The organism is Bradyrhizobium sp. STM 3843 (assembly GCF_000239815.1).
Lineage (GTDB): Bacteria > Pseudomonadota > Alphaproteobacteria > Rhizobiales > Xanthobacteraceae > Bradyrhizobium.
Window position 1 is genome coordinate 1 of the sequence record NZ_CAFK01000024.1, and the last position, 24,225, is coordinate 24,225.

Annotated in this window: 28 protein-coding genes; 17 read left to right on the forward strand and 11 right to left on the reverse strand. The window is 62.7% G+C overall.

Features of this window, described 5'->3' with window-relative positions; all coding sequences use genetic code 11:
- Window positions 1–939 (reverse strand): cytochrome P450 (locus BRAS3843_RS03580; RefSeq protein WP_035980745.1); only part of this gene is annotated, 939 nt, incomplete at its 3' end.
- Window positions 940–1,735: 796 nt separating this feature from the next.
- On the opposite strand from BRAS3843_RS03580, the gene BRAS3843_RS03585 reads away from it, so the two are divergent.
- Entirely contained in the window at window positions 1,736–3,424 is a 1,689-nt protein-coding gene (locus BRAS3843_RS03585; protein WP_008967355.1) for a methyl-accepting chemotaxis protein, read from the forward strand.
- 43 nt (window positions 3,425–3,467) lie between these two features.
- Here BRAS3843_RS03585 and BRAS3843_RS03590 read toward each other — a convergent pair whose 3' ends face one another.
- From BRAS3843_RS03590 to BRAS3843_RS03605, 4 genes are all read right to left on the reverse strand, one after another.
- Window positions 3,468–3,911, reverse strand: a complete 444-nt coding sequence (locus BRAS3843_RS03590) for a DUF6789 family protein (RefSeq protein WP_035980769.1) — start codon at window positions 3,909–3,911, stop codon at window positions 3,468–3,470.
- Between the two features lie 108 nt (window positions 3,912–4,019).
- On the reverse strand, window positions 4,020–5,117 hold the full coding sequence (locus BRAS3843_RS03595; protein ID WP_008967357.1) for a YeeE/YedE family protein: 1,098 nt from the start codon (window positions 5,115–5,117) through the stop codon (window positions 4,020–4,022).
- A gap of 78 nt (window positions 5,118–5,195) precedes the next feature.
- Window positions 5,196–5,546: a metalloregulator ArsR/SmtB family transcription factor gene (locus BRAS3843_RS03600; RefSeq protein WP_008967358.1), complete on the reverse strand. Its 351-nt coding sequence runs from the start codon at window positions 5,544–5,546 to the stop codon at window positions 5,196–5,198.
- A gap of 25 nt (window positions 5,547–5,571) precedes the next feature.
- The gene (locus tag BRAS3843_RS03605; RefSeq protein WP_008967359.1) at window positions 5,572–5,946 is read right to left on the reverse strand and encodes a thioredoxin; all 375 of its coding nucleotides are present in this window, start codon (window positions 5,944–5,946) and stop codon (window positions 5,572–5,574) included.
- Between the two features lie 71 nt (window positions 5,947–6,017).
- Between BRAS3843_RS03605 and BRAS3843_RS03610 the strand changes: the two genes are divergently transcribed.
- Complete coding sequence (locus BRAS3843_RS03610; protein WP_008967360.1) at window positions 6,018–6,749, forward strand: cytochrome c biogenesis protein CcdA; 732 nt, start codon at window positions 6,018–6,020, stop codon at window positions 6,747–6,749.
- On the opposite strand, the gene BRAS3843_RS03615 is transcribed toward BRAS3843_RS03610, so the two are convergent.
- The gene (locus BRAS3843_RS03615; RefSeq protein ID WP_347379565.1) at window positions 6,750–7,358 is read right to left on the reverse strand and encodes a hypothetical protein; all 609 of its coding nucleotides are present in this window, start codon (window positions 7,356–7,358) and stop codon (window positions 6,750–6,752) included.
- A 203-nt stretch (window positions 7,359–7,561) separates the two neighbouring features.
- Here BRAS3843_RS03615 and BRAS3843_RS03620 point away from each other — a divergent pair, with 203 nt between their 5' ends.
- The 14 genes from BRAS3843_RS03620 to BRAS3843_RS03685 all read left to right on the forward strand — a co-directional run bounded on the left by BRAS3843_RS03620 (window position 7,562) and on the right by BRAS3843_RS03685 (window position 17,742).
- Complete coding sequence (locus tag BRAS3843_RS03620) at window positions 7,562–8,131, forward strand: thioredoxin family protein (protein WP_008967362.1); 570 nt, start codon at window positions 7,562–7,564, stop codon at window positions 8,129–8,131.
- Window positions 8,132–8,251: 120 nt separating this feature from the next.
- Window positions 8,252–8,695, forward strand: a complete 444-nt coding sequence (gene soxX, locus BRAS3843_RS03625) for a sulfur oxidation c-type cytochrome SoxX (RefSeq protein ID WP_008967363.1) — start codon at window positions 8,252–8,254, stop codon at window positions 8,693–8,695.
- 20 nt (window positions 8,696–8,715) lie between these two features.
- Window positions 8,716–9,168 carry a thiosulfate oxidation carrier protein SoxY gene (soxY, locus tag BRAS3843_RS03630; protein ID WP_008967364.1) on the forward strand — a complete coding sequence of 151 codons (453 nt, stop codon included), beginning with the start codon at window positions 8,716–8,718 and terminating at the stop codon, window positions 9,166–9,168.
- A 15-nt stretch (window positions 9,169–9,183) separates the two neighbouring features.
- Entirely contained in the window at window positions 9,184–9,510 is a 327-nt protein-coding gene (soxZ, locus tag BRAS3843_RS03635; protein ID WP_008967365.1) for a thiosulfate oxidation carrier complex protein SoxZ, read from the forward strand.
- 34 nt (window positions 9,511–9,544) lie between these two features.
- Window positions 9,545–10,369: a sulfur oxidation c-type cytochrome SoxA gene (soxA, locus tag BRAS3843_RS03640; RefSeq protein WP_008967366.1), complete on the forward strand. Its 825-nt coding sequence runs from the start codon at window positions 9,545–9,547 to the stop codon at window positions 10,367–10,369.
- Window positions 10,370–10,392: 23 nt separating this feature from the next.
- Window positions 10,393–12,084, forward strand: coding sequence for a thiosulfohydrolase SoxB (soxB, locus tag BRAS3843_RS03645; RefSeq protein WP_008967367.1), 1,692 nt, complete (start codon window positions 10,393–10,395; stop codon window positions 12,082–12,084).
- A gap of 6 nt (window positions 12,085–12,090) precedes the next feature.
- A complete protein-coding gene (gene soxC / locus BRAS3843_RS03650; protein WP_008967368.1) occupies window positions 12,091–13,377 on the forward strand; it encodes a sulfite dehydrogenase in 1,287 nt (428 codons plus the stop codon).
- Window positions 13,316–14,065 (forward strand): cytochrome c, encoded by a 750-nt coding sequence (locus BRAS3843_RS03655; protein WP_008967369.1) that lies wholly within the window; start codon window positions 13,316–13,318, stop codon window positions 14,063–14,065. Before soxC ends, BRAS3843_RS03655 begins: the two co-directional genes overlap by 62 nt.
- A gap of 38 nt (window positions 14,066–14,103) precedes the next feature.
- On the forward strand, window positions 14,104–14,523 hold the full coding sequence (locus BRAS3843_RS03660) for a hypothetical protein (protein WP_085966908.1): 420 nt from the start codon (window positions 14,104–14,106) through the stop codon (window positions 14,521–14,523).
- A 41-nt stretch (window positions 14,524–14,564) separates the two neighbouring features.
- Window positions 14,565–15,008 carry a DsrE family protein gene (locus tag BRAS3843_RS03665; RefSeq protein ID WP_035980749.1) on the forward strand — a complete coding sequence of 148 codons (444 nt, stop codon included), beginning with the start codon at window positions 14,565–14,567 and terminating at the stop codon, window positions 15,006–15,008.
- A 28-nt stretch (window positions 15,009–15,036) separates the two neighbouring features.
- Window positions 15,037–16,137 (forward strand): YeeE/YedE family protein, encoded by a 1,101-nt coding sequence (locus tag BRAS3843_RS03670; RefSeq protein WP_008967372.1) that lies wholly within the window; start codon window positions 15,037–15,039, stop codon window positions 16,135–16,137.
- Window positions 16,138–16,228: 91 nt separating this feature from the next.
- On the forward strand, window positions 16,229–16,771 hold the full coding sequence (locus BRAS3843_RS03675) for a YeeE/YedE thiosulfate transporter family protein (protein WP_008967373.1): 543 nt from the start codon (window positions 16,229–16,231) through the stop codon (window positions 16,769–16,771).
- A gap of 12 nt (window positions 16,772–16,783) precedes the next feature.
- Window positions 16,784–17,335: a YeeE/YedE thiosulfate transporter family protein gene (locus tag BRAS3843_RS03680; RefSeq protein WP_008967374.1), complete on the forward strand. Its 552-nt coding sequence runs from the start codon at window positions 16,784–16,786 to the stop codon at window positions 17,333–17,335.
- Window positions 17,336–17,400: 65 nt separating this feature from the next.
- On the forward strand, window positions 17,401–17,742 hold the full coding sequence (locus BRAS3843_RS03685; protein WP_008967375.1) for a rhodanese-like domain-containing protein: 342 nt from the start codon (window positions 17,401–17,403) through the stop codon (window positions 17,740–17,742).
- 102 nt (window positions 17,743–17,844) lie between these two features.
- Here BRAS3843_RS03685 and BRAS3843_RS03690 read toward each other — a convergent pair whose 3' ends face one another.
- The 5 genes from BRAS3843_RS03690 to BRAS3843_RS03705 form a co-directional block, all read right to left on the reverse strand.
- Window positions 17,845–18,732, reverse strand: a complete 888-nt coding sequence (locus BRAS3843_RS03690; RefSeq protein ID WP_008967376.1) for an MBL fold metallo-hydrolase — start codon at window positions 18,730–18,732, stop codon at window positions 17,845–17,847.
- A gap of 108 nt (window positions 18,733–18,840) precedes the next feature.
- On the reverse strand, window positions 18,841–19,044 hold the full coding sequence (locus BRAS3843_RS03695) for a DUF2892 domain-containing protein (RefSeq protein ID WP_008967377.1): 204 nt from the start codon (window positions 19,042–19,044) through the stop codon (window positions 18,841–18,843).
- 102 nt (window positions 19,045–19,146) lie between these two features.
- Entirely contained in the window at window positions 19,147–19,812 is a 666-nt protein-coding gene (locus tag BRAS3843_RS03700; protein ID WP_008967378.1) for a Crp/Fnr family transcriptional regulator, read from the reverse strand.
- Between the two features lie 101 nt (window positions 19,813–19,913).
- Window positions 19,914–20,159 carry a cysteine rich repeat-containing protein gene (locus tag BRAS3843_RS39335; RefSeq protein ID WP_008967379.1) on the reverse strand — a complete coding sequence of 82 codons (246 nt, stop codon included), beginning with the start codon at window positions 20,157–20,159 and terminating at the stop codon, window positions 19,914–19,916.
- Window positions 20,160–20,310: 151 nt separating this feature from the next.
- Window positions 20,311–20,559 (reverse strand): cyd operon YbgE family protein, encoded by a 249-nt coding sequence (locus BRAS3843_RS03705; RefSeq protein ID WP_008967380.1) that lies wholly within the window; start codon window positions 20,557–20,559, stop codon window positions 20,311–20,313.
- A 528-nt stretch (window positions 20,560–21,087) separates the two neighbouring features.
- Here BRAS3843_RS03705 and BRAS3843_RS03710 point away from each other — a divergent pair.
- Window positions 21,088–24,192 (forward strand): DEAD/DEAH box helicase, encoded by a 3,105-nt coding sequence (locus tag BRAS3843_RS03710; RefSeq protein ID WP_008967381.1) that lies wholly within the window; start codon window positions 21,088–21,090, stop codon window positions 24,190–24,192.
- Window positions 24,193–24,225: the final 33 nt, after the last annotated feature.

Genomic DNA, 24,225 nt, shown 5'->3' on the forward strand with positions numbered 1-24,225 from the left:
GCGGTTCGCCGAGGCCTGGATCGTCATCACGGTGTCGCCCTTCGGGATCAGGCAGCCGCGAATCTCGGTGTCCTCCATCACGAGGCGTGAGCTCGCCTGGATCGGCGCCACCCATCGCACCCCTTCCTCGAAGGCGGAGCGCCACTTGTTCTGTTCGCGCACGACGGCAAGCTGCTCCGGATTGGTCAGGAGGCCATGGAGGATCGTCAGAAGGGCGTCGCGCGGCTCGTTGATGCCGCCGCCGATCGCGATCTTGATGTTGGCGATGATCTGGCTTTCCGGAATCGGGTTCTTCGCGTTCACCATGAAGGAGAGCGCGGACGAATCCGGCTCACGCCGCACGCGCCCGGCGTTGGCGCGGATGCATCGGTCCATTTCGGCATTGGCGACGTCGGTCGCATCGAACGGTCCCGGCGTCCAGCCAAAATTTCCGGCGCCGTCGATCAGGGTCTGCGACCAGCGCTGCATGTCCGCATCATCAGCGTCCGGAACGCCCATCACATGCGCGAGGATGCGCGCGGCCAGCGGTCCGGCGAGGGCGGGAAACAGATCGACGATCTCGCCGCGCGGCAGCCGGTCGAGATACGCTGCGGCGAATGTTGTATAGAGCGGCTCCCAGACGGATTCGATCGTCTTCGGCATCAGGGCCGGCATCATCGCCATGCGCTCGGCCCGGTGCTCGTCGTGGTCCTTGCGCATCAGCGTATGCGCGAGGAAGGCCCGCTTCATCGGCGTGTTCGGGTCGTTGGACGAGAACAGCGCCGCATTGTCCTTCACGTATTTGGTATCAGCCGCTTTGGTGAGGAACGTCCGGCCCACGGACTTGACCCGCAACACGGGCGCTTCGCGTCTCAGGCGCTGATAGATCGGATAGGGATCGCGCGTCAGCTCCGCGATTCCGATGGTCTCGTCCAGGGGAGCCAAGCTCGCGGTCGGCATGGGGCGCTCCTGTTGGATGCGGGCCAGCGCATGTCCGGCCCCAAGGATAGTGGCAGGGACGAAACGGTGCAATCCTGGTCCGATGCCCCGGGCAAGGACGAGCGTCTATTCTGAACGAGTTCTGATCTCGCCAGTTCCGCTCCTTGCGCGATTCCGCAGGCGCGTAACGGCACGGGAAGCGGACCATGCCGGGATCGTTCAGGCACGCCCGCTCGACGCCGTCGCCGCGTGTCGTGTCGGGGACTTACGGACAGCGCGTAGGTCGGATTGGCGGAGCCTAATCCGCCGTTCGCACCGCGCGCCCGTCTGCTGTCGTCAGAGAGACGTTTGGTGGATCGAAGCGGATGCGGAAGAGCACGATATCTTGCCGCGCTGACACCTCTGTGGAGTTAAGAGCGTGCATTGAATGCCGATGTTGCCCCGCGATCCTGACGTCGACATGTGCGCTCGCATGGCCCGCGGGCCGAGCACGAACTTCCGCATGGACCACAGGTGTTGTCGTCGCATGCTGGCGGAGCCGATCACAGGCCGTCGCGAGCACGCGCCTGCCTGACGCGTCCGCGCGAAACGCTCGTAACAGGTCGGAAGAAGTCGAAAATCGTTGTGCTAACACCTGAACGAAATCCGTGTATTTCGGAGATCATTGAACAGCTGACATCTTTGCGTCGAAGCCGGACACAGCAACGACCGGTGGTATGGTACTGGATCTTAACCATTCGGCGAGCTTTGATGGCTAGTGTCGGATCCGGGCCAGCTGTAGCAAGCAGTCGCTCATAAACCCCATTGGGCTAAATTGATGTCGCAGCTCTCAATTCGCGGAAAGATGGTGGCGGTCATTTTGCTGCTGCTGGTGGCCATGGCGCTGCTTGGCGCGATGGCGGTCCACGGCATGCAGGTGATCAACGCGCACACCGAGCAGATCGCCAACAGCTGGCTGCCGAGCGTCCGCGTTCTCGGTGAGTTGCGGTCGGACATCAATCTCAACCGAGCGCAGCTCCGCGCCTATATGACGGCTGAGAGCCCAGACGAGCGGGCAATGCTCGAAAAGAACATGAAAGCCACGCTGGGCTCCATTGCGGACGCGCGCCAAGCCTATTCTGTCCTGATCTCGTCTGCCGAGGAGCGATCGCTGTTCGAGAACTGGTCGAAAAGCTGGGACGAATATGTCAGGGCGACGGCCGATGTGCTCGACATCTCCCGGAAGGGAGGCGCCGACGCGGCGCGCGCGGCAAGCGAACAGTTTCGTAAGACCGTCCGCAGCGTAGCCAATGAATCTGACGGCTATCTCAAGAAGGCGATCGACCTCAACAATCAAGGTGCGGAAGCCGAGACCCGGAACGCTGCGCAGGGCTATGCGCAGTCATTCACCATGGTGTCCGCGATTATCGTGACAGCGGTCGTGGCCGGCATCGTCGTCGGCTTCTGGTTCGTCCGCGACATCACTCTATCCATCGCCTCCATTCTGCGGCCGATGCAGGCGCTGGGCCAGGGTGATCTCGCGACTGAGATCCCGCATCGTGGCGAACGGACGGAGATCGGCACGATGGCGGATGCGTTGCAAGTCTTCAAGACTGCGCTGATCGCCAAGAAGGCAGCCGATGACGAGGCGGCGACGGATGCGCGGGTGAAGATCGAGCGCGCCAAGCGGTTGGATGACATGACCAGGCGCTTCGAAAGCGTGGTTGCAGAGATCGTCGAGACGGTTTCGACGGCATCGAACGGGCTTGAAGGTCACGCCGACGGCCTGAGCAACACAGCAAATCGCGCGCAGAAGCTGGCGACTGCGGTGACATCTGCCTCCGAGGAAGCGTCTGCCAACGTGCAATCCGTCGCTTCCGCGACCGAGGAGCTGTCCGCATCGGTCACAGAGATCAGCCGCCAGGTCCAAGACTCAGCCCGGATGGCGAACGAGGCGGTCGCGCAGGCGCGCAAGACCAACGATCAAGTCGGTGAACTGTCGAAGGCGGCGGCACGGATCGGCGACGTCGTGGAGCTGATCAACACCATTGCCGGGCAGACCAACCTGCTTGCCCTCAACGCCACCATCGAGGCGGCCCGTGCCGGGGATGCCGGGCGCGGCTTTGCCGTGGTGGCGTCGGAAGTCAAGGCGTTGGCGGAGCAGACGGCAAAGGCCACCGGCGAGATCGGTCAGCAGATTTCCGGCATTCAGGCCGCGACCCAGCAGTCGGTCGGCGCCATCCGGGAGATCGGCACGACAATCGAGAAGCTTTCGGAGATTTCATCGACCATTGCTGCGGCGGTTGAACAGCAGGGCGCGGCCACCCAGGAGATCTCGCGCAACGTTCAGCATGCGGCCTCGGGCACCCAGCAGGTGTCCTCCAACGTGACCGACGTGCAGCGCGGCGCCGTCGAGACCGGCTCTGCGGCCGCCGAGGTATTGTCGGCCGCGAAGTCACTGGCAGGCGACAGCGCCCGACTGAAGCTGGAAGTGAGAAGGTTCATCGAGGGCGTGAGAGCTGCATGATGCAGCGCGCGTCCCGATCGACGTGGTAGAGTGAGAAGGCCATTCAGCGGCCGGCGCGATCGAGCGCACCATAGACGCTGCCGAGAACCACACTATAGGTGAGTAGCATGGCAAGCGAGAACAGGGCGGGAGCGATGCCGAGCCCCGTGGCAGTGGCGAAGACGCCGAGACCGATCATAGGGAAGAACAGGATTCCCATGATGAGCCAACCGAGGACGCCGTAAACCGCGCCTTTGGTTTCGCCGGAGGAGCCCGGCAGCCATCGATAGAGCTGACCGAAGACCACGCCGACGATGGTTGAACCGTTCAGGAAAGACAGAGCCCAGGGCACGATCGGATCGACCGAGCTTCCCGTGATCTGGTGGAGCGTGGCTTGCAGATTTTCATAGGGCTGGAACGAGGGAAGCAGTCCCGACCAGGATTTGAAGGACATCAGCAGCAGGTGGGCCATGCTGCCGCAGACTCCGGCAATCATCGACCTGACGATCTCGCTTGGAGCGGTCGGTCGGCAGCTCCCCGTTGGCTTCCCTCCAGAGCTGGGCGAAGGCTCGTCACCCTCTGCTGAGGAAGAGTACGCCAATTTGCCGCGTCCTACCTATTTGGTCGACCAGGAGTGCACGCTCAGCAGATTGCGCAGCGCCGGCCGCCACTCACCCGTCATGGTGTATTCGAGGCCGACGCGCGCGCCACAAGCGATCGCGAGCATCGTGATCGGGGCTGAGACGGCCAGCGTGGAAAATGCGGAGAGGCCCTGACCGATGGTGCAGCCCATCGACATGATTCCGCCAGTCCCCATCAACAGCGCGCCGGTCATGTGGCGCTTCAACTCACGCGCGTCGTCGCAGGCTTCCCAACGGAAGCGCCGCGAAAATATCGCCGAGAGAAAGGAGCCGAGGATCACGCCGGCCACCGAGCCGATCGAGAAATCGGCGTGGGCGCCCGACATGGTGGCGATATAAAGTACCGTGTTGCCGAGCGGAGCGACGAAGGTCAAAGAGGCAAGACGCGCCGGGTCGAAATCATCGTTGCCGAGCCAGCCCGTGGCGAACCAGCCGAATACGACCGCAAGCCCGACGCCGAGTCCCGCAAGCAACAGCCGTGGCGACTTCACAAGTTGCCCATCCGCGAGCGACCAGGCCGTGAGCGCGACAGCCGCAACGGTAACTGCGATCGGCTGCGCCAGCCGGCCCAGCCCAAATGACAAGAGCGAATCCGCCGCCTGGGTCATGCCTTCAGGCAGGCGCAACGACAGTGGTTCGGTCAGCGCGAGACGCAGGTAGCCGGTCAGGCCGCGCATCGCTGCCAGCGCAGAAATTCCGAGCACAAGGAAGACCACGACGGCGCGCAGGTCGCCGCCGCCGATCCGGACCAGCGTTCCGAAGCCGCAGGTGCCGACCAGCGCCATGCCGATGCCGAACAGAAGGCCGCCGAGGATGGCGCCGCCAAGCGGAATGGATGGGATGAGATAGATCGAACGAGCAAGGTCGACGAAGCCGAAAGCGGAGAGAAGCTGGGTTCCGACCAGCGCAACGGCTGCCGCCAACGTGAATGATTTGAGCCGGCGCGTATCCGAGCCGAAGAAGGCATCTTCCAGCATCGCCAGCGTGCAGAAGCGTCCCGCGCGTCCTGCGACGCCAAGCACGCCACCGGCAATAAGGCCACAGGCGAACATCATGGCAGATTGGCTGAACATTCCCCCGGATGTCCTTGCTTGTCTTCCGCCATTCTGCGCCACCCGCGGCAAGGAATCCAGCGTCGCATCCGGGTTATATTAGCGCTTTCGCTTGCGCACCGGTTCGCAATACACGTCGTAGATGGCGGTGAGGATCTTGCGGACATCGTCGCTCGCCAGGCTGTAGTAGATCGTCTTGCCGTCCCGCCGCGTCGTCACCAGCCGGTCCAGCCGCAGGCGGGCCAATTGCTGCGAGACCGTCGACTGCCGTTCGCCGAGGAACTGCTCGAGTTCAGTGACCGACTTCTCTCCCTCCGCGAGGATGCAGAGCAGCAACAGGCGCGATTCGTGCGACAGCGCCTTGAGCATCTCGCTGGCTTCCCGCGCCTTTTCGATCATCTGCTCAAGTTCGGCAGAGGTTTCGATGTCCTTGAGCTTCGGAAGCGGCATGGGGTCGTGATCTCCTAATTTCCCTTCAAGAGCGGGCCTGAAGCGCTGGCGCGGCGATCAGTATACGGCCGAGAAGCCCAAAGAAAAAAGTGTCGCCCGGATATCCTCTGATTCGACCGATTTCCCGACCCTGGTCGACGACCACGAAGGTCGGCGTGAACGCGCCCGGGTCGATCGCCGCGAGATCGTCCGGAAGCGGCTTGTCGCGGTCGACCCGGCGCAGCGGCAAGGCCCGCCCTTCGTCCGTCTTGGCGTAGACCGGCGCAATCTCGGCGTCGAAGCGTGCGCACCAGGTGCAGCCGGCGCGCTCGAACATCACGAGCTCTGCGGCAAAGGCTTGGGCCGGCAGCCAGAACGCGGCCAGTGCGGCAACGGCAAATCGAAGAACTTTGTGGAGCATCGGACCACCCTGGACTTGGTCCTCTATCTATCATTAAATTCGAATATGTACCAGGGGAGGGCTGTAAGGACATGGATCTGGATGTGACGATCGGGGCCGCGTTCCTGGCGGGCCTTCTGTCTTTCCTTTCACCCTGCATCCTGCCACTGGTCCCGCCCTTTCTCTTCTATATGGCGGGCGTGTCGGTCGAGGCAGGCGGCGAACTCAGCGCCAGCCATCGGCGGCAGACCATCCGTTCGGCGCTGTGCTTCGTCGCCGGCTTCTCGCTGGTTTTCGTCGGACTTGGGGCCACAGCGTCGGTATTCGGCCGCTTCATTTCCAGCCATCTCGCTCAGCTCGGGGTCATCGCCGGCGCTGTGATCGTCGCCATGGGTCTGCACTTTCTCGGGCTACTGAAGATCCCGCTCCTGTATCGGAGTGCCACGGTTCAGCTTGCGCAGAAGCCGGCCGGGCTGCTCGGGGCGTTCGTCATGGGGCTGGCGTTCGCCTTCGGCTGGAGCCCCTGTGCGGGACCGGTTCTTGCGGCTGTCTTGATGATGGCCGGAGCCGAGGCAACGGTGGGCAAGGGAGCCCTGTTGCTGTCGGCCTATTCGATCGGTACCGGCGTTCCATTCCTGATCGCGGCAGCCTTTACCGGACAGTTCATGACCGTGCTCAAGGGCCTGCGCCCGCACCTCGCGCTGATCGAAAAGACGATGGGCGGCTTCCTGGTCCTGACCGGAATCGCGTTTCTATCTGGCGTGATCCCGCGCATCTCGGAATGGATCTTCGAGCAGTTTCCGGCGCTCTCGACCATCGGCTGATCAGCCGAAGCGAAAGTCGAGCAGGTTGACGAAGGACTGCAGCTCGATCTGGTAGCGATGGACGAGGCCGGCATCTCCCGCTGTCGCCGCACTGCCGATCTCGCCGGCGCTCGAGATCGCGCCGTCCATCAACCGGCGGAATTCGGCCTCGCTGGCGATCTCGGGCGAGGCAAGGCCGTTGCAGCGCTGCAGGTGATTGCGCAAAGCCACGCCAGCAGTCTTAACCTCTTCAGCGCCGGCCTTTGCCTCGCCGAACCGCACGGCCGCAGATCGTAGCCGCTCCATCGGCGCCGCCAGATCGAACACGCAGTCGTTCAGCTCGAACAGTCCTGCCTCGCGCCTCAGTTCTCGAATGGATCGGCGCAATGCCAGAATTTCGGATGTTGCACCCGAGCTGTCGCCGGCACGGAGCGCGTCACTTGCCCGCGCGAGATTGTCTTTTCCGGCAATCAGCAGGCCGTGCAAGGCCGAAGACGGGTAGGGTGCAGGCCGATCGGAGAAACTGCCGAGCCAACTGTCCCAAGCACCTCTTGCGTCACCAAGCTCGACCTGCGCCAGCGCGAGATTGCTGGTGCGCGCATAGCTCGCTGCAGCGCGAAGGCTGGCCATGACCGTTTGCATGGTCCCGGCCGGGTCCGGCGTCTCAGCGGCATTGATGCACGAGCCCCAACCAGCCCAGAGGAGCAAGGCAAGGATGATGGCGCGATGCAGCATCGAATGTCCTTTTCACATTTTAATATTTGAATATTATGTAGCGTAAGGTCGTGGCTTCGGTAAAGCGGATGAATGTATCGGCAGCTTCGCAGACGAGAATGACGCGCCGGGCGTTTGTCGCGCTGGCGCCCGCGGTCATCGCTGCTGCGGCCCAACTGCCGGCGAAAGCCGAGCCTGTGCTCGGCGATGACGGGCTCTATCATGAGCCATGGTTCCTGAGCAGCTTTCTCGATCTGCGCGATGATCTCGAGACCGCCGCGACCGAAGGCAAGCGGCTCGCCATCATGTGGGAGCTGCGGGGCTGCCCGTATTGTCGCGAAACGCACCTCGTCAATTTCGCCGATCAGGAGATCGCGAGCTACATCCGCGCCAATTTCCAGGTGCTGCAGCTGAATCTGATCGGCTCAAGGAAGGTCGTCGACTTCGATGGCAAGGAAGCGAGCGAAAAGGAGCTCGCCGAAAAATACGCGATTCGCTTCACGCCGACGTTCCAGTTCTTTCCGTCCTCGTCCGACGGCCTCGCGCAGAAAGAGCCGATGGCGCGCGAGGTGGCACGTGCGCCCGGCTATCTGAAGCCGAGGCATTTCCTCGCGATGTTCCGCTTCGTGCGCGAGCAGGCTTATCAGCACGGCACGTTTCTCGAATATCTTTCCGCGTCGAGAGGTTGACGGCATCGCCGCACACAAATCGTCTTGACAGCCGATTCATTCTCATATCATAATTTGTGAATATGATGGGTCGTAAGCCCATCGATCAGGGCGAGGGAAGCCTCGCATCAGGGTGGAAACATGCGGAGCCCGCTTGCGGCCGTTTTGGGGTGCCTGCTGCTCGCCGTTGCGGCGCAGGCCGAAGAGCCCATCAAGCTCGACGTCGTCGATGGCGCGCTGCCCAAGTCACTGACGGGCGCGCCCGGCAGCGCCGAAGCCGGGCAAAAAGTGTTTCTCAACCGGACGCTCGGCAACTGTCTCGCCTGTCATCAGGTATCGAGCCTGAAATCTGAAGAATTTCATGGCGAGGTCGGTCCTTCGCTCGATGGGGTGGCTGGGCGCTACAGCGAGGCGCAGCTGCGCCTGATCGTTGCCAATCCCAAGCTGATATTCGCCGACACTGTCATGCCTGCGTTCTTCCGGAACGAGGGGCTCAACCGGGTCAGGCCGGAATTTGTCGGCAAGTCGATCCTCACTGCTGCGCAGGTCGAGGATGTGGTCGCGTTTCTCGAGACGTTGAAATAACCGCCTTTTGAGGAGGATGCATGGGCGCAATCAACAGACGACAGGCGTTTCTTCTTGGCGGCGGTCTCGTCGCCCTGACGCTGATGCCGATGACCGCAGATGCCGAGCCAAGTAATGACGCGGCCGAGCTGATCAAGAAATTCACCGGCGGCAAGGAGGCGGCAAGCGGCAAGATCTCGCTCGATCTTCCCGAGATCGCGGAGAACGGCAACACCGTGCCGCTATCGCTCACGGTCGACAGCCCGATGACCGCGGATAATTACGTCAAGGAAGTTCTGTTCGTAGCCGACGGCAATCCGAATGGCGGCGTCGCCACACTGATGTTCTCGCCGCTGTCCGGCAAGGCCGAAGCATCGATTCGCATCCGGCTCGCGCAGACCCAGAACGTCATCGCGGTGGCAAAAATGAGCGACGGTTCGCTCTTCACCGAGCGCAAGACCGTGAAGGTCACTATCGGCGGCTGCGGCGGCTAAAACAGGGAGGACAATATGGCAGACAGGCCGCGGATCAAGCTTCCGAAGGAAGCCAAGCAGGGCGAGATCATCCAGATCAAGACCCTGGTGTCGCATTTGATGGAATCGGGGCAGCGCAAGGATGCGCAGGGCAAGACGATTCCACGCAAGATCATCAACAAGTTCACCTGCGAGTTCAACGGCAAGGCAGTGTTTGCCTGTGCGCTCGAGCCGGCCATCTCCGCCAACCCCTACATCCAGTTCGACGCCCGGGTCGACGAAGCCGGCACGTTCAAGTTTGCCTGGACTGATGACGACGGCACGGTGATCACGGCGGAAGAAAAGATCACGCTCAAAGCCTGATTTCACTGACGTCCGAATGCCACGGGAGGGACGGATGGTCGCGCGTTATGATTCACTTGCCCTGCTGACTGCAGTTGCGCTGGTCTTGTCGGGATTTGCCGCGTCGGGCCAGGAGGCCGAGCGCAAAGGCATTCCGGCGCCTCCCGGTCACGTCTTCAAGACCATCATCTCGGGCTACGAGTATCGCTCCAAGGAGACGCGCGCCCTGCAGGACGATGACTTGGAGAATCCGGGATTCCTGGCGATCGAGCGCGCCACGGACATGTGGAAGACGGTCGAAGGCAGTGAGGGCAAATCGTGCATGAGTTGCCACGGCGACGCTGAGACCAGCATGAAGGGCGTCGGCGCGGCAATGCCGAAGTGGAGCGAGAAGCTCAACAAGCCGGTCAATCTGGAGCAGCAGATCAACATCTGCCGCAGCGAGCACATGAAGGCTGAGCCCTGGGCTTTCAAGTCGCAGCAGCTCACCGACATGACGGCCTTTGTTCGCAATCAATCGCGCGGCATGCCGGTGACCGTGAAGACCGACGGCCCGATGTCGCCATGGTTCGAGAAAGGCAAGCAGATCTACTACACGCGCGTCGGGCAGCTGGATCTCGCCTGTGCGTCCTGTCACGAGCAGAACAACGGCAAGTTCCTGCGGGCGGATTTCCTGAGCCAGGGCCAGAGCAACGGCTTTCCCACCTACCGGCTGCGCGACCAGCGGCTGATCCCGCTCCATGAGCGGTTCGAAGGCTGCATGTTCGACGTCCGTGGAGTGCCGTACAAGCCGCTGTCGGACGAATTCCTTGCACTCGAACTGTATGTGGCGTGGCGCGGCATCGGCCTTCCGGTCGAGACGCCCTCGGTCCGCAACTAACCCCCGGTCGTAAGGAGAGAGCGATGATTTCACGTCGCGAGTTCGTTCAGGTTGCGCTTGCGACCGCCGCGCTGGCGGCCGGAGCCGGCGGCACTGCGACGCGGGCTTTCGCCCAGCAGAAGCTGACTGAGAAGGAGCTCCTGGCTTTCGAGCCGCTCGGCAACGTGACCCTGGTGCATGTGACTGACATCCATGGCCAGCTGATGCCGCTCTATTTCAGGGAGCCGTCGACCAATCTCGGCGTTGGCGATGCCAAAGGCCAGCCGCCGCATATAACCGGCCGCGATTTTCTAGCGCGGTTCGGCGTCGCGCCGGGCTCATCGGCCGCCTACGCGCTGACCTCGGAGGATTTCGAGGCGCTGGCCAAAACCTACGGGCAGATCGGTGGGCTCGATCGGGCCGCAACTGTGATCAAGGCAATCCGCGCCGAACGTGGTGATCGGGTGGTGCTGCTTGATGGCGGCGACACCTGGCAGGGCTCGTGGTCGTCGTTGCAGACCCGCGGCCAGGACATGATCGACTGCATGGCGCTCCTGAAGCCGGACGCGATGACCGGACATTGGGAGTTCACCTACGGCACCGAACGCGTCAAGCAGGCCGTCGATGCACTCGGCTTCCCATTCCTTGGCCTCAACATTCGCGATACCGAATGGAACGAGCCTGCCTTCGAGGCGTCCACGACGATTGAGCGCGGCGGCGCCAAGATCGCAGTTCTCGGCCAGGCGTTTCCCTATACGCCTGTCGCCAATCCGCGCTGGATGATCCCGAACTGGTCGTTCGGCGTACGCGAGGAGGATGTGCAGGCGCAGGTCGACAAGGCCCGCAAGGCGGGCGCCGATCTGGTGGTGCTGCTCTCTCACAACGGCTTCGATGTCGATCGTAAGCTCGCAAGCCGCGTGAGGGGCCTCGATGTCATCCTCACCGGCCACACGCATGATGCGCTCCCGGAGGCGGTCAAGGTCGGCAAGACCCTGCTGATCGCGTCCGGCTCGTCCGGCAAGTTCGTCTCGCGGCTCGATCTCGACGTCAGGGACGGCGAGGTCAAGGCTTACCGCTACAAGCTGATTCCGCTGTTCTCGGACGTCATCACGCCCGACGCACAGATGGCCGCCAAGATCGCCGAGGTGCGCAAGCCGTTCGCAGCCGAGCTCGGCCGCGCGCTGGGCCGCACCGAGACGCTGCTTTATCGCCGCGGCAATTTCAACGGTACGTTCGACGATCTGATCTGCCAGGCGCTGCTGCAGGAGCGCGACGCGGAGATCGCGCTATCGCCCGGCTTCCGCTGGGGCACCACGGTGATGCCGGGCCAGGATATCACCTTCGAGGATGTGACCAACGCGACCGCGATCACTTATCCCGCCGTGTACCGCATGGGCATGACCGGAGCGCGGCTCAAGGAGATCATCGAGGATGTCGCCGACAACCTGTTCAATGTCGATCCCTATTATCAGCAGGGAGGCGACATGGTGCGCATCGGCGGCATGTCTTACGCCATCGATATCAACAAGCCGCAGGGGCAACGCATCTCCGACATGCGGCTGATCAAGACCGGCGCTGCGATCGATCCGTCGCGCGAATATCAGGTCGCTGGCTGGGCCAGCGTCAATGAAGGCACGCAGGGGCCGCCGATCTGGGAGGTCGTGTCCTCCTATTTGCAGCGGCAGAAGACCATTCGTCTCGAACCCAACCGCGCCGTCAAAGTCACCGGAGTTTAGAGGACGATGTCCAAGGACAACAAGATTCAATCAACCTCGATTGCTCGCCAATCTCGGCGCGGCTTTCTCGCTGCAGCCGGCGGACTCGCAGCATCGGCGCTTGCGCCAGCGGCGCGCGCCGGCGGCAACCCGGCGAACCAGCCGCCGAACGTGCCGGAGTGGACGCGATCGCTCGGCGAGGGCGTCGCCGTGCGCCCCTATGGCAAGCCGTCGAAATTCGAGAAGGACGTGATCCGGCGCGACGTCGAATGGCTGACGGCTTCGCGTGAATCCTCAGTCAGTTTCACGCCGCTGCATGAGCTCGAGGGCATCATCACGCCCAACGGCCTGTGCTTCGAGCGGCATCATGGCGGCATGGCCGACATCGATCCGGCCGATCATCGCCTGATGATCCACGGCCTCGTCGAGCGCCCGTTGATCTTGACCCTGGACGAATTGAAGCGTTATCCGCGCGTCAACCGCATCCATTTCATGGAATGCGCGGCAAATTCCGGCATGGAGTGGCGCGGGGCTCAGCTGAACGGCTGTCAGTTCACCCACGGGATGGTCCACTGCGTGCAGTACACCGGCGTGTCGCTGCGAACGCTGCTGGAGGAGGTCGGCGTCAAGAGCAACGGCAAATGGCTGCTGGTCGAGGGTGCTGACTCGGCCGCGATGGATCGTAGCCTGCCGATCGAGAAGGCGCTCGACGACTGCATCGTTGCTTACAAAATGAATGGCGAAGCGCTCTATCCCGAGCAGGGCTATCCGATGCGGCTCGTCGTGCCGGGCTGGCAGGGCAATCTCTGGGTCAAGTGGCTGCGCCGGATCAAGGTCGGCGATCAACCCTGGCAGACCCGCGAGGAAACCTCGAAATACACCGACCTGCTGCCAAACGGAAAGGCGCGGCGCTTCACCTGGGTGATGGATACGAAATCCGTGATCACCAATCCCAGTCCGCAGGCGCCGATCAAGCACGGCAAGGGCTTCACCGTTTTGTCCGGTCTCGCCTGGTCTGGGAATGGCAAGGTCAAGCGGGTCGATGTGTCGCTCGATGGCGGACGCAACTGGTGGCCGGCGCGGCTCGACGGTCCGGTGCTCGACAAGGCGTTGACCCGCTTCTACTACGAGTTCGACTGGAACGGGCAGCCGCTGCTGCTGCAGTCGCGCGCACAGGACGAGACCGGCTATGTGCAGCCGTCCAAGGCGGAGCTGCGCAAGGTGCGCGGCTACAACTCCATCTATCACAACAATGGCATCCAGACCTGGCACGTGCAGGCCAACGGTGAGGTCGAGAATGTTGAAGTCGCCTGAGCTTGTCGTTGCGTTTGTGCTGGCCTGCTTGAGTGGGTCTGCCGCGTTCGCGGGCGGATCAACCGAGTTGAAGGGCGAAGCGAAACCGGCTCCGCACTACGATATCGGTCGGGCGCCGACACCGGAGGAGATCCGCGGCTGGGATATCGATGTGCGTCCTGACGGACAGGGATTGCCGGTCGGCAAGGGCACCGTGGCTCAGGGCGAGAAGCTGTTCATGGACAATTGCGCGACCTGCCATGGCGAGTTCGGCGAGGGCAACGGCCGCTGGCCGGTGCTCGCGGGCGGCAAGGGATCCTTGACGGCCGACAATCCGGTCAAGACGGTCGGATCCTACTGGCCCTATGCGTCGACCGTGTTCGACTATGTGCGGCACGCGATGCCGTTCGGCAATGCCGAGACGCTCAGTGTCGACGACTACTATTCGCTCGTCGCCTACGTCTTGTACCTCAACGACGTCGTCACCGATCAGAACTTCGAGCTCAACAACAAGAACCTTGCCTCGATCAAGATGCCGAACGAAGCCGGCTTCATCATGGACGACCGCGCCACCAGTGAAAAGGCGTTCTGGCAGAAGGACCCGTGCATGAAGGACTGCATTGCGCCGGTCAAGATCACTGGGCGCGCGACCGCGGTCGACGTCACGCCAGAGGATGCCAAGGAGGGAAAATCCCGAGGGGTCGAGTGACCGGAAGGACCCAAAGCCGTCGGGGTCTTATTTCGGCGATCATCTCCGCCGGGCTTTTGATCGTTACCGCTGGACCGCTTCTGGCGACCGAACCGCATAGGTTGGTGCTTCAGATCAGCGATGATGACCCGGTGAAAATGCATGCCGTGCTCGACGTGGCGGCAAATGTCTCGCGCCACTATACCGGCCAGGGCGAGGAGGTCGACATCGTCGTCGTCGCCTTCAACGGCGGGCTCGACATGATGCTGGCCGACCGCTCGCCGGTCAAGGAGCGCCTCACGGGCTTTGCCAAGTCGATGCCGAACGTCAGTTTCGTTGCCTGCGGCAACACGCTCGAGACGCTTGCTCGCAAGGAAGGTGCCTCGCCCCCGCTGCTGCCCGGAGTCACGGTGGTCGAGACGGGTGTTGCCACTATGATGGATTTGGCGGAAAAGCACTGGACTATCGTGCGCCCTTGAGTGGCGGAAGCTTGGTCAGAGCGGCGCGTCAGGAGGATGTCATGGAACGACGATCGATCATGCGCGCGGGCCTTGCGGCCGTGGTTGGCGTGCTGGGCGCCAACCGGGCCCAGGCGGCCGGTCCCGAACGGCCGCGGCAACGCGTTGCGTACCATTTGTCGGACCAAGACCGCGTGCTGTTCGTGCTCGGCAACATCCAGAACCATATCGACGGCACCGGCGGACCCGGCAAGGCCGACATCCGACTGGTTGTGCACGGGCCGGCTTTGCGTGCTTTCCACGCGATTTCCATCGAGCCCAACATCGCGGAGCTCGCGGCTCGTCTGATCAAAGGCGGAACGGCGCTCGAGGCCTGTGCCAACACCATGAAGGCGCAGGGCGTGAAGCTCGACGACCTGACAGATGGGTTTATCGTCGCCGAGAAGGGCGGCGTCGTCCGATTGACGGAGCTGCAGCAGGACGGCTACGCCTACCTGCGCCCGTAGCCGGCAAGCGCAAGCACGAGGCATTCCCTTGCTCAATGAAGCGGTCGATCTCCTCGGCGAAGAGCTCGTCTCGCTGTTGGGCGGGCTTCTGGTCGGAGGATTGTTCGGCTTCTTCGCGCAGCGCAGCCGGTTCTGCTTGCGAGCCGCGACGATCGAATTCTCGCGCGGGCAGGGCGGAGCACGTCTGACGGTCTGGCTGCTGACATTCGCCTCGGCGCTGCTCGGCACCCAGGCGTTCGTCGCGGCAGGCCTGCTTGATGTCTCCGAAGCGCGCCAGCTCGCGCAGCAGGGCAGCATCTCCGGCGCGATGATCGGGGGGCTGATGTTCGGCTGCGGCATGATTCTGGCGCGCGGTTGCGCGAGCCGGCTCTTGGTGTTGTCGGCCAACGGTAATCTGCGGGCGCTGCTGTCGGGGCTCGTGTTCGCAGTGACGGCACAATCGGCTTATCGTGGCCTGCTTGCGCCAGCACGGGAGTGGCTGACCAGTCTCTGGCTGGTCGATGGTGGCCCGTCCCGCGACATCATGAGCGTGATCGGCGGCGGCACGCCCGAGAAGCTTGGCTTCAGCCTGCTCTGGCTGCTTGCAGGGCTCGCAGGTGTCGCGCGGTTCCGGATCGGGCTGCGTGTGACCCTGGCTGCCGTTGCGACCGGTGTGGCCGTGGTTGCGGGTTGGCTCTTCACCTACCAGCTCGGCCAGGCCTCTTTTGCGCCGGTGACGTTGAAGAGTCTCACCTTCAGCGGCCCATCGGCCGAGCTGCTGATGCAGGTTCTTGCGAGCCCGCATCTGAGGCCCGACTTCGATCTCGGCGTCATACCCGGAGTCTTTCTCGGGTCGTTCGCGGCAGCCGCGCTTGCCCATGAGCTGAATCTCGAGGGTTTCTTCGACGGACGCGGGATGCGGCGCTATCTGGTTGGCGCCGTGCTGATGGGGTTCGGTGCGATGCTGGCCGGAGGCTGCGCCGTCGGCGCTGGCGTCACCGGAGCTTCCGTGTTCGCGCTGACCGCCTGGCTGGTGCTGGGCGGAATGTGGATCGGGGCGGTGATGACCGATCTCGTGGTCGACCGGTGGACCATGTCCCGGAAACCGGCACAGCAGGCCGGCGATCTCGCCGGCCGTGCGGCATCATAATTATCTTCACAAATTCGAAGATATGAATATATAATGCCGGGACGGCAGCAAGGAGGCTGCCAGAGGCAGGGAGGACATTGCTATGACGATGATGACGGACGTCATAGTCCGCGATACCAAGAAGTCCGGATGGATCAACTGGTCACCCTATCTGGTCGGCGCCGGAATTGGCGTTCTGAGCTGGGTGGCATTTGCGGCGTTTGGAGATCCTCTGGGCGTCACCACGGCCTATTCGCGCGTGGCTTCACTGTTTGCGATTCCGGTGATGGGTACCGATGCAGTCGCCGCGAACAGCTATTGGAAGTCGATGCCGCTGAAGTGGGACTATGGGGTCTGGTTTTTGGTCGGCATTCCGCTTGGTGCCTTCCTGTCTGCGATCCTGTCGGGAACCTGGCGGCTGGAGTTGGTGCCTGAGGTCTGGAAGGAGCGCTTCGGACCGTCCGTCCTCAAACGGTTCATCGCGGCTTTCCTCGGCGGCATCGTCATCATGTATGGCGCGCGTCTGGCCGGCGGATGCACCAGCGGGCACGGCATCTCCGGTGGTCTGCAGCTTGCGGTGTCCAGTTGGCTCTTCCTCGTCGTGATGTTTGCGACCGGCCTGTTGGTGTCGCGCATCATGTTCCGCAAATCGTGAAAGGATGAGATCATGACCGCACTGGCAAGCGTTCTCGGTCCGCTTCTGATGGGGACTGTATTCGGCTTTCTGCTGCAACGTGGCAAAGTCACGAGTTGCAATGTGATCGAAAATCAATTCCGCCTGCGTGATTTCACCGTGCTCAAAGTCATGGGCACCGCGATCGTGGTCGGAGGCGTCGGCGTGCTGCTGCTGGTCGATACCGGCAACACCAAGTACTACGTCAAGGATGCCAACATGCTTGCGGTCGCGCTCGGCGCGGCGCTGTTCGGCATCGGCATGGTCGTCTATGGCTATTGTCCGGGCACTGCGCTCGGCGCCATTGCGACCGGCAGCGTTCATGCCGCCGTCGGCGCGCTAGGAATGATTGCGGGTGCCATTCTCTATGCGTTGAGCTTCGACTGGCTCAAGGCGCATATTCTCAACGTCTGGGCGCTCGGCAAGTTGCGACTGCCTGACCTCACCGGCGTGCCGGATGCGGTCTGGTTCGCGGCGCTCGCCATTCTGGCCGGCGCGTTCTTCCTCTGGGTCGAATCCACTGAGGCCAAGCAAAGGCGGAACTAGGCCAGGACGAGCACGCCGACGGCGTTTCGCGGCGTCGGCGTCCGCACAAGAGAAAGGTCGAAACGATGCTGTCTGGATTTTTGAACAAGCTGATGGGCTCGGCGAGCGTGCCGGTGATCGAGCACGACGAACTGGTCCGAGCCCGTCAGGAGCGGAGCTGTGTCATCGTCGATGTCCGCGAGCCGCATGAGTTCAAGAGCGGGCATATTCCTGGCGCGATCAATCATCCTCTATCGCAATTCGATCCTGCGCGGCTTGCGCAAGGCAAGTCCGTTGTCTTGATCTGCCAGGCAGGTGGCCGGTCGGCCAAGGCGCTGCGGAGCGCGCTTGCCGCTGGTCGGCAGGATGTCTGCCACTACGCCGGCGGGATGAGCGGCTGGCGCGCGCGGGGCGGGCAGGTCACCTGAAATCCACGCGCTAATTTTGCCCGATGTCGTAGCCGCGCGGCATCGGGCAGTTGCCTGACGTGGCGGGCCGCAGGGGCTCGCTGAGGGTAAGCCGGCATCACCTCAGAGAGCATTGATCGGGACCTTCAGGAACGTTTTGCCGCTCGCATCGGGCGGGGGCAGGTGCCCGGCGCGGATATTGACCTGAAGCGAGGGAATGATCAGCCGCGGCATTCCAAGCGTCTTGTCACGCGCCTCGCGCATGGCGACGAACTCGTCCTCGGTCACGCCGTCGCGGACGTGGATGTTCGCGGCCCGCTCTTCGCCCACCGTCGTCTCCCACCGGACGTCCCGTCCGTCTGGCGCGTAGTCATGGCACATGAACAGTCGGGTTTCCGGCGGCAGCGTCTCCAGGATCCTCCGGATCGAGCGAAACAGCGTCCGCGCGTTGCCGCCCGGGAAATCCGCCCGAGCGGTCCCACCATCAGGCATGAACAGCGTATCACCGACGAATGCTGCGTCGCCGATCACATGCGTCGCGCAAGCGGGCGTGTGTCCTGGCGTGTGCATCACAAAAGCGGTCATGTTGCCGATCGTATAAGTCTCGCCGTCCTTGAACAGCCGGTCGAATTGGCTGCCGTCCCGGCGAAATTCCGTGCCTTCGTTGAAGACCTTCCCGAACGTCTCCTGGACGGTCAGGATATGGTCGCCGATCCCAATCTTTCCGCCAAGCTTCTCCTGGATATAGGGCGAGGCCGAGAGGTGATCGGCATGGGCGTGCGTTTCGATCAGCCATTCGAGCGTCAGCCCGTTGGTTCTGACATAATCGATTACAATATCTGCGGACTTGAAGCTGATCCGGCCGGCCGCATAGTCGATGTCCATCACCGGATCGACGATCGCACATGACGCCGACTGCGGATCCTGCACGACATAGCTGATCGTGCTGGTGTCGGGATCGAAGAAGCCCGCCACCTTCGGTTTTACGCCGGTATCGATGGGGTAGGACATTATCTCCTCCACTGTTGGATCGAGGCGGTCGGGACGCTTCTTGCTTCAGGCAGTTCAACCGGCGATGCGGCCGTCTTTCGGCCGCACCGCCAGACGAGATGCGAATCGCTATGTCGCTGAGCTTGATTTCGTTCCGCAGGTGCTGATTCCCAGCATCGCATAGGGCGGGCACCACCCGATCAGTGCGGTGCCAAGAGGAATCAGCCCCAACAGGCCCCACATCGTCTTGGGTCCGACGAAGACCAAGCTGAGGACGGCCGCCCCGACGATGACGCGGATCGTCCGGTCGAGTTTTCCGATATTCTGTGCCATTTGGCGCTCCCATTGCTCCGTGATGGGCGAAAACCTAGGGCGCGACCGGCCTTCCGTATGTAACTAAGTCACCGAGGCGGGCAGGTGTTCATATCTGGCGGATCAACTGTGCTGAGCCAGCCGGGACAGTGCCGCTTTCTCGGTGATTTCAACGGTCCCGCGCAGTGACTTGATCCAGCCGCGCCGCGCAAACTCGTTCAACTGGCGGCTGATCACCTCGCGGACGCTACCGAGCTCGTTGGCGAGCTCCTGGTGCGTGGCGACGATCTGCGCGTTGTTCCCAGCGAGTGCCAGGAGTTTTTGCGCGAGCCTGGCGTCGATGCGCTCAAACGCAACCTCCTCGATCACCCGGAACAGATTGGTCACTCGCCGGCTGAAGGCCGTGAACACGAACTGCCGGAATGCGCGTGAGGTTGCGATCAAATCATCGAACAGCAGCCGTGGAATCGCAACCGCCCGCACCTTGGTCTCTGCAATCCCCTCAGCCTGATATTCCTCGTAGCCCATCAGGCAGGCCGTCGTCAGCGCACAGCTCTCGCCGGCGTGCACCCGGTAGAGCACGATCTCACGGCCGGATTCCGAGGTCTGCTGCACGCGGATCGTCCCTGCGAGCAGCAGCAGGAAGGACTCCGGGGCCTGCCCTGGCCCGAAGATACGGCTGCCTTCAGGCAGTTCGACGAGCAGGCTCCCGGCGCGTAGTCGCTCGACTGTCTCAGGCGGCAACTGCTGCAGCGGCGGAAACGCCTTGGTCCAATCTTCCTTGCGCATTCCAGTCGCGTCCAGCCGAAAATAGAGCAGCCGCTGGCCGACCTGCCAGATGCAAATGCTCGGATCAAGTCTACAGGCGCTCCCGGAGTGGTCCTCGATCCCTATCGGTTGGAACGTCTGCCTCGCCCTGGCCCGGTCGTATCAAGCGCGTGACGGCAATCGGCGGACACTTTGTCCCGATTGGCCTCCAGACAGCTCCGGGTCTGGCCCGAACCGTGCCCTTTACCCGCGCAGAAGGTCTGAATGTCGGTCGCACATTGGGCTGAGACAACCCTAGTGCCCTGCGCGAGCGCCGAGGTTGCAGAGGCGACAACGATGGCGGCCGCCAGCAACACCGTCCTAATCATTGAGCCACCCTCAGTTCATGTTTCCGGAACAAGATGGCGTGAGTGACTCTGTTGGTCATTGCGCCAAGTCAAACCGGGGAGACGACAGCGAGATTGCAAACCGCTATCCAGCGAGCTCACGTCGTGAGCCCTGGCCCCGTGCCGCACGCTCCTACGTGCGTTGAACCTGTTCGCAAGCGGAGAACAGCCATCGAAGCCAGCTGGAGCACGGAACGAATCCGACGCGGCGAACGACACCTGCGCTCATCGCGCAGAACGCAAGGCCAACCGACAGGTGGCTAACGCGTCGCGTGGCATCTGCCAGAAGCGGCGGATAAAGCGTTCCAACCAACATGAGGATGACGCGGTCAAACAGGCAGGGCAGGTTGAGCAGCGTCTCAGCTTCGGCAAGCGAGGCCATCTCAGTGGTGTGCTTCGTTGTTGGCGCATCGCACATCTTCGGTCCACCCTGACAATGCGTTCATGATGGCGAGCAAGACGCGAAGCCGACACCAAGAACCCAGGCGGAATACCACATGCGCTGATCTGCTTTTGCGGGGAACGGCTGCAATCGGTCGGTCTGCGGATTGTTCATGCTTGCGCGCCGCTTTCCGGGGATGCGAGTGGCGCTGCTGATGCTGCTTGGTGACACCTTCGAGCTCAAGCCAACGCGGTGATCAAGCCCCCCGAAGTTTGGGTCCCTTTGAACGACCGAATCCGTTAAAGCTCGGGGCAGATTCGCTGGGGGGTTCCCTGGCGTTTGCAGATCACGCATGAGACCCCCTTGCCCTCTGTTCTTCGTACCCCTCGCAGCCCAGCGCAGCGAAAGACCGCTTCACCAAAGCACTCCACGTCACCAAAGAAGGCTGCTCCGCGGAAGAAGGCCTCCGCTGCACCTAAGAAGGCGGCGCCAGCCCGAATCGGCGTTTCCTCCTCATCTCCATTGGGGATGTTGGCACTGCATCTCGTGACCCAGTGGCGTACGTCGGGCCGCAGCGGTCTTGTGTTTCTCGCCGAGAATGAGCGCCGGGCCGAGCGGTTGGGTTCCATCATCCAGGTCATCGAGCCAACGTGTGATGTGCTCGTCTACCCGCGTTTGAACACGCTGCCATTCGATCAGCTTGAGCCGTCACGTGATATCGCGGGCAGGCGGAGCTCCACGTTAAGACGTCTCGCCGGCGCGAAGAAGTCGATCCTGCTGATCACCACGGCGGAAGCAATGATGGAGCGCTTGCCGCTGCCGGCGAACTGGTCTCGAATCGGCTTGCCGCTTCGCACCGGGGGCGTCTATTCCGAAGACGATCTCCAGGTCCGCTTTGGTGCTCTCGGATATGATCTGGACGACAGTCCAGACTATCCCGGTGGCGTTCTGTTTCACGGCAATACGTTCGAGATCTTTCCAGCCGGCGCGCTCGGCCCCTTCAGAATCGAGCATTCCGGAGGCAGGATACGGCGGATCGCAGCCTTCAACCCGATGGATCAGGAGGTGATTTCCGAACACAAAGAGCTCCTGATCGATCCAATGTCCGAGCGCCTGGCGTTCAAGGACCGTGCTCCGAAAAAGGCTGACCTCTTCGACTACTGCGCGCGCGCCAAGTGGATTGCCGACACCGCTGTGCCCAGGAACGCCGACACTTGGCTGAGCACGATCGAGGATGCGGCCGCCTCTGGCGAGCGTGATCGCGCATATTTGAGCCAGCGCGAATGGGATCAAGCGGCGAAGAGGATCGCCCTGCTGCCCCCGACTGCTCCGTATCGGGCGACGCCGGAGTTCTACAAGGAAGCTTCTCCGCGGAAGGCGCTGCGAGCGTTTATCGAGGAAGCCCAGCGTGGTGACGCACGTCTGCTGTTCGTCGCCGCGGTGGACGCAGATTTGCGTCTCATGGCCCGGATGAGCGCTGTCAAGGCCGAATGCGTCCCCGATTGGGCGCAGGCGACAGCGAAGGGCAGGCGGGAGGCCGCGATGCTGGCCGGCTTCGATGCCGGCTTTGTCGTTCCCGGAAGGAGGCCGCTCGTGGTCATCACTGCTGCCGACGTGCTCGGCAGCAGGGCGCATCAACCGCAACCGGCGAACTGGGCATGGACGCCAGGCTTCGATGCGGTGGACCTGCCCGAACTCGGATCCGTGGTCGTCCACCTGCAACGCGGGCTGGCCCGCCTTGGCGGTTTGCGGTCAATGGGCACGGGAGATCTCTCCGCGCGCGAGATGGTCAGGTTGGTGTTTGCCGGAAACGACGCCGTTCTGGTGCCTCTCGCGGAATTGGCCCTGACCTGGCCGTACGCTGCTGAGCTCGGAGACACTTCGCTGGATAAGGCCGACGGCAGCTCATGGCGGCCGCGGCGAGCTGCTGCCGAGACCGAGGTTCACGTCGTCGCCAAGGAGCTCGCCAAGCAGATGAGCAAGCGCCGGCGGCGCCCGGCAGCGAAGCTCGTGCCGCGCCCTGCCAGCTATGAACAGTTCGTCGCCCGCTTTCCGTATTTCACCACCCCCGATCAAGCCAAAGCCATCCGCGACGTCCTGGATGACCTTGCCTCGGGGCACCCGATGGATCGTATCGTCTGCGGTGATGTCGGCTTCGGTAAGACCGAGGTGGCATTGCGCGCAGCGGCGGCCGCCGTGCTTGCAGGAAAGCAGGTTGCGATCGTCGTGCCGACGACGGTGCTGGCACGACAGCATGTCGAAACGTTCCGCAAGCGCTTTGCGCCGCTCGGCATCGAGGTCGGAAATCTGTCGCGGGTCGCGTCGGCTGCCGAGGCGCGGCAGGTGAGAGAGGGACTCAGGAGCGGAGAGCTCAAGGTTGTCGTCGGGACTCTCTCGCTGGCAGCGAAGGAAGTGAAGTTTGCCGATCTTGGCCTGATCATCATCGACGAGGAGCAGCATTTCGGGGCGGCCGAAAAAGCCATGCTGTCGGGTCTCAACAAGAACGGTCACCGGCTTTGGATGAGCGCGACACCGATCCCCCGCACACTTGCAGCCGGCTTGACCGGCTTGCGGGATCTCAGCGTGATCGCAACTCCGCCGGTTCATCGTGTTCCGGTCGTCACCAAGGTGGCGCCGCTTTCGGACATTGCGATCGCCGCTGCCCTGGTCCGCGAGCATAGGCGCAACGGTCAGAGTTTCGTCATTTGTCCCCGGATCCAGGATCTGGATCCCATGCTGGCCAATATCCACTCGCTGGCGCCTGAACTACGTATCATCACGATTCACGGCAAGCTGCCTGCAGATGAGATCGACGAGAGGTTGATGGAATTCGTCGAAGCCAAGGCCGACGTATTGCTTGCGACCAACATCGTGGAAAGCGGGCTCGACATCCCGCGTGCAAACACCATCGTGGTGTGCTGGCCGGAAAGATTTGGCTTGGCGCAACTGCATCAGCTCAGGGGGCGGGTGGGGCGCGGCGGTATCCGGGCGTTTGCGCATTTTCTGACGGAGGGCGGCTCCGACCGCTCGGAAAAGCGGCTAGCCGTTCTCGAGGAGCTGAATCGCCCGGGCGCGGGTTTTGCGATCAGCGCGCGCGATCTCGACCTCCGTGGCGGCGGCGACATGCTCTCGGATCGACAGTCCGGTCACATGCAGGTGTTCGGTCCGACTCTCTACGGCCATCTGCTGACCCTTGCCCTGGAGGGAGATCGCGACGGAATGTGCGCACTCTGGGTCCCGGAGCTGAACTTGCCGATCGCCCAGCTGCTTCCCTCGGACTATGTGCAGTCGGAGGCGGTCAGGCTTGAAATCTATGCTCGAGCTGCTCGGTGCCGAAGTGATGAGGAGTTGGAGGAGCTCGAGGATGAAACGCACCGCCGGTTCGGCAAGTTGCCGCCTGCGGCTAACAATTTTTTCGCTGTCGCCAAGCTCAGGGTCAATTGCAGGGAGCGGGGGATCATGCGTCTTGATGTCGGACCGGAGGCGATTGCCGCAACGATGCTCGCGGGGAAGCTCCGGAAGTCATATTCACGCTCGCTGCAGCGCGACGGCAATCGGATCATCTTTGCCGGACGGAGCAGCGAGCATGCCTTGCGAAGGGTCGAACAGTTCTTGGATCTGCTGGACGAATGACGGATCGCGCGCGCTTCGTACCGGGGGCAAGCT

Excerpts from the sequence above, each read along its gene's own strand:
- BRAS3843_RS03585 (WP_008967355.1), top strand. The coding sequence starts at position 1,736 with ATGTCGCAGCTCTCAATTCGCGGAAAGATGGTGGCGGTCATTTTGCTG.
- BRAS3843_RS03595 (WP_008967357.1), bottom strand. The coding sequence starts at position 5,117 with ATGTTCAGCCAATCTGCCATGATGTTCGCCTGTGGCCTTATTGCCGGT.
- BRAS3843_RS03600 (WP_008967358.1), bottom strand. The coding sequence starts at position 5,546 with ATGCCGCTTCCGAAGCTCAAGGACATCGAAACCTCTGCCGAACTTGAG.
- BRAS3843_RS03605 (WP_008967359.1), bottom strand. The coding sequence starts at position 5,946 with ATGCTCCACAAAGTTCTTCGATTTGCCGTTGCCGCACTGGCCGCGTTC.
- BRAS3843_RS03610 (WP_008967360.1), top strand. The coding sequence starts at position 6,018 with ATGGATCTGGATGTGACGATCGGGGCCGCGTTCCTGGCGGGCCTTCTG.
- BRAS3843_RS03615 (WP_347379565.1), bottom strand. The coding sequence starts at position 7,358 with ATGGCCAGCCTTCGCGCTGCAGCGAGCTATGCGCGCACCAGCAATCTC.
- BRAS3843_RS03620 (WP_008967362.1), top strand. The coding sequence starts at position 7,562 with ATGACGCGCCGGGCGTTTGTCGCGCTGGCGCCCGCGGTCATCGCTGCT.
- soxX (WP_008967363.1), top strand. The coding sequence starts at position 8,252 with ATGCGGAGCCCGCTTGCGGCCGTTTTGGGGTGCCTGCTGCTCGCCGTT.
- soxY (WP_008967364.1), top strand. The coding sequence starts at position 8,716 with ATGGGCGCAATCAACAGACGACAGGCGTTTCTTCTTGGCGGCGGTCTC.
- soxZ (WP_008967365.1), top strand. The coding sequence starts at position 9,184 with ATGGCAGACAGGCCGCGGATCAAGCTTCCGAAGGAAGCCAAGCAGGGC.
- soxA (WP_008967366.1), top strand. The coding sequence starts at position 9,545 with ATGGTCGCGCGTTATGATTCACTTGCCCTGCTGACTGCAGTTGCGCTG.
- soxB (WP_008967367.1), top strand. The coding sequence starts at position 10,393 with ATGATTTCACGTCGCGAGTTCGTTCAGGTTGCGCTTGCGACCGCCGCG.
- soxC (WP_008967368.1), top strand. The coding sequence starts at position 12,091 with ATGTCCAAGGACAACAAGATTCAATCAACCTCGATTGCTCGCCAATCT.
- BRAS3843_RS03655 (WP_008967369.1), top strand. The coding sequence starts at position 13,316 with ATGGCATCCAGACCTGGCACGTGCAGGCCAACGGTGAGGTCGAGAATG.
- BRAS3843_RS03665 (WP_035980749.1), top strand. The coding sequence starts at position 14,565 with ATGGAACGACGATCGATCATGCGCGCGGGCCTTGCGGCCGTGGTTGGC.
- BRAS3843_RS03675 (WP_008967373.1), top strand. The coding sequence starts at position 16,229 with ATGACGGACGTCATAGTCCGCGATACCAAGAAGTCCGGATGGATCAAC.
- BRAS3843_RS03680 (WP_008967374.1), top strand. The coding sequence starts at position 16,784 with ATGACCGCACTGGCAAGCGTTCTCGGTCCGCTTCTGATGGGGACTGTA.
- BRAS3843_RS03685 (WP_008967375.1), top strand. The coding sequence starts at position 17,401 with ATGCTGTCTGGATTTTTGAACAAGCTGATGGGCTCGGCGAGCGTGCCG.
- BRAS3843_RS03690 (WP_008967376.1), bottom strand. The coding sequence starts at position 18,732 with ATGTCCTACCCCATCGATACCGGCGTAAAACCGAAGGTGGCGGGCTTC.
- BRAS3843_RS03695 (WP_008967377.1), bottom strand. The coding sequence starts at position 19,044 with ATGGCACAGAATATCGGAAAACTCGACCGGACGATCCGCGTCATCGTC.
- BRAS3843_RS03700 (WP_008967378.1), bottom strand. The coding sequence starts at position 19,812 with ATGCGCAAGGAAGATTGGACCAAGGCGTTTCCGCCGCTGCAGCAGTTG.
- BRAS3843_RS39335 (WP_008967379.1), bottom strand. The coding sequence starts at position 20,159 with ATGATTAGGACGGTGTTGCTGGCGGCCGCCATCGTTGTCGCCTCTGCA.
- BRAS3843_RS03705 (WP_008967380.1), bottom strand. The coding sequence starts at position 20,559 with ATGGCCTCGCTTGCCGAAGCTGAGACGCTGCTCAACCTGCCCTGCCTG.
- BRAS3843_RS03710 (WP_008967381.1), top strand. The coding sequence starts at position 21,088 with ATGTTGGCACTGCATCTCGTGACCCAGTGGCGTACGTCGGGCCGCAGC.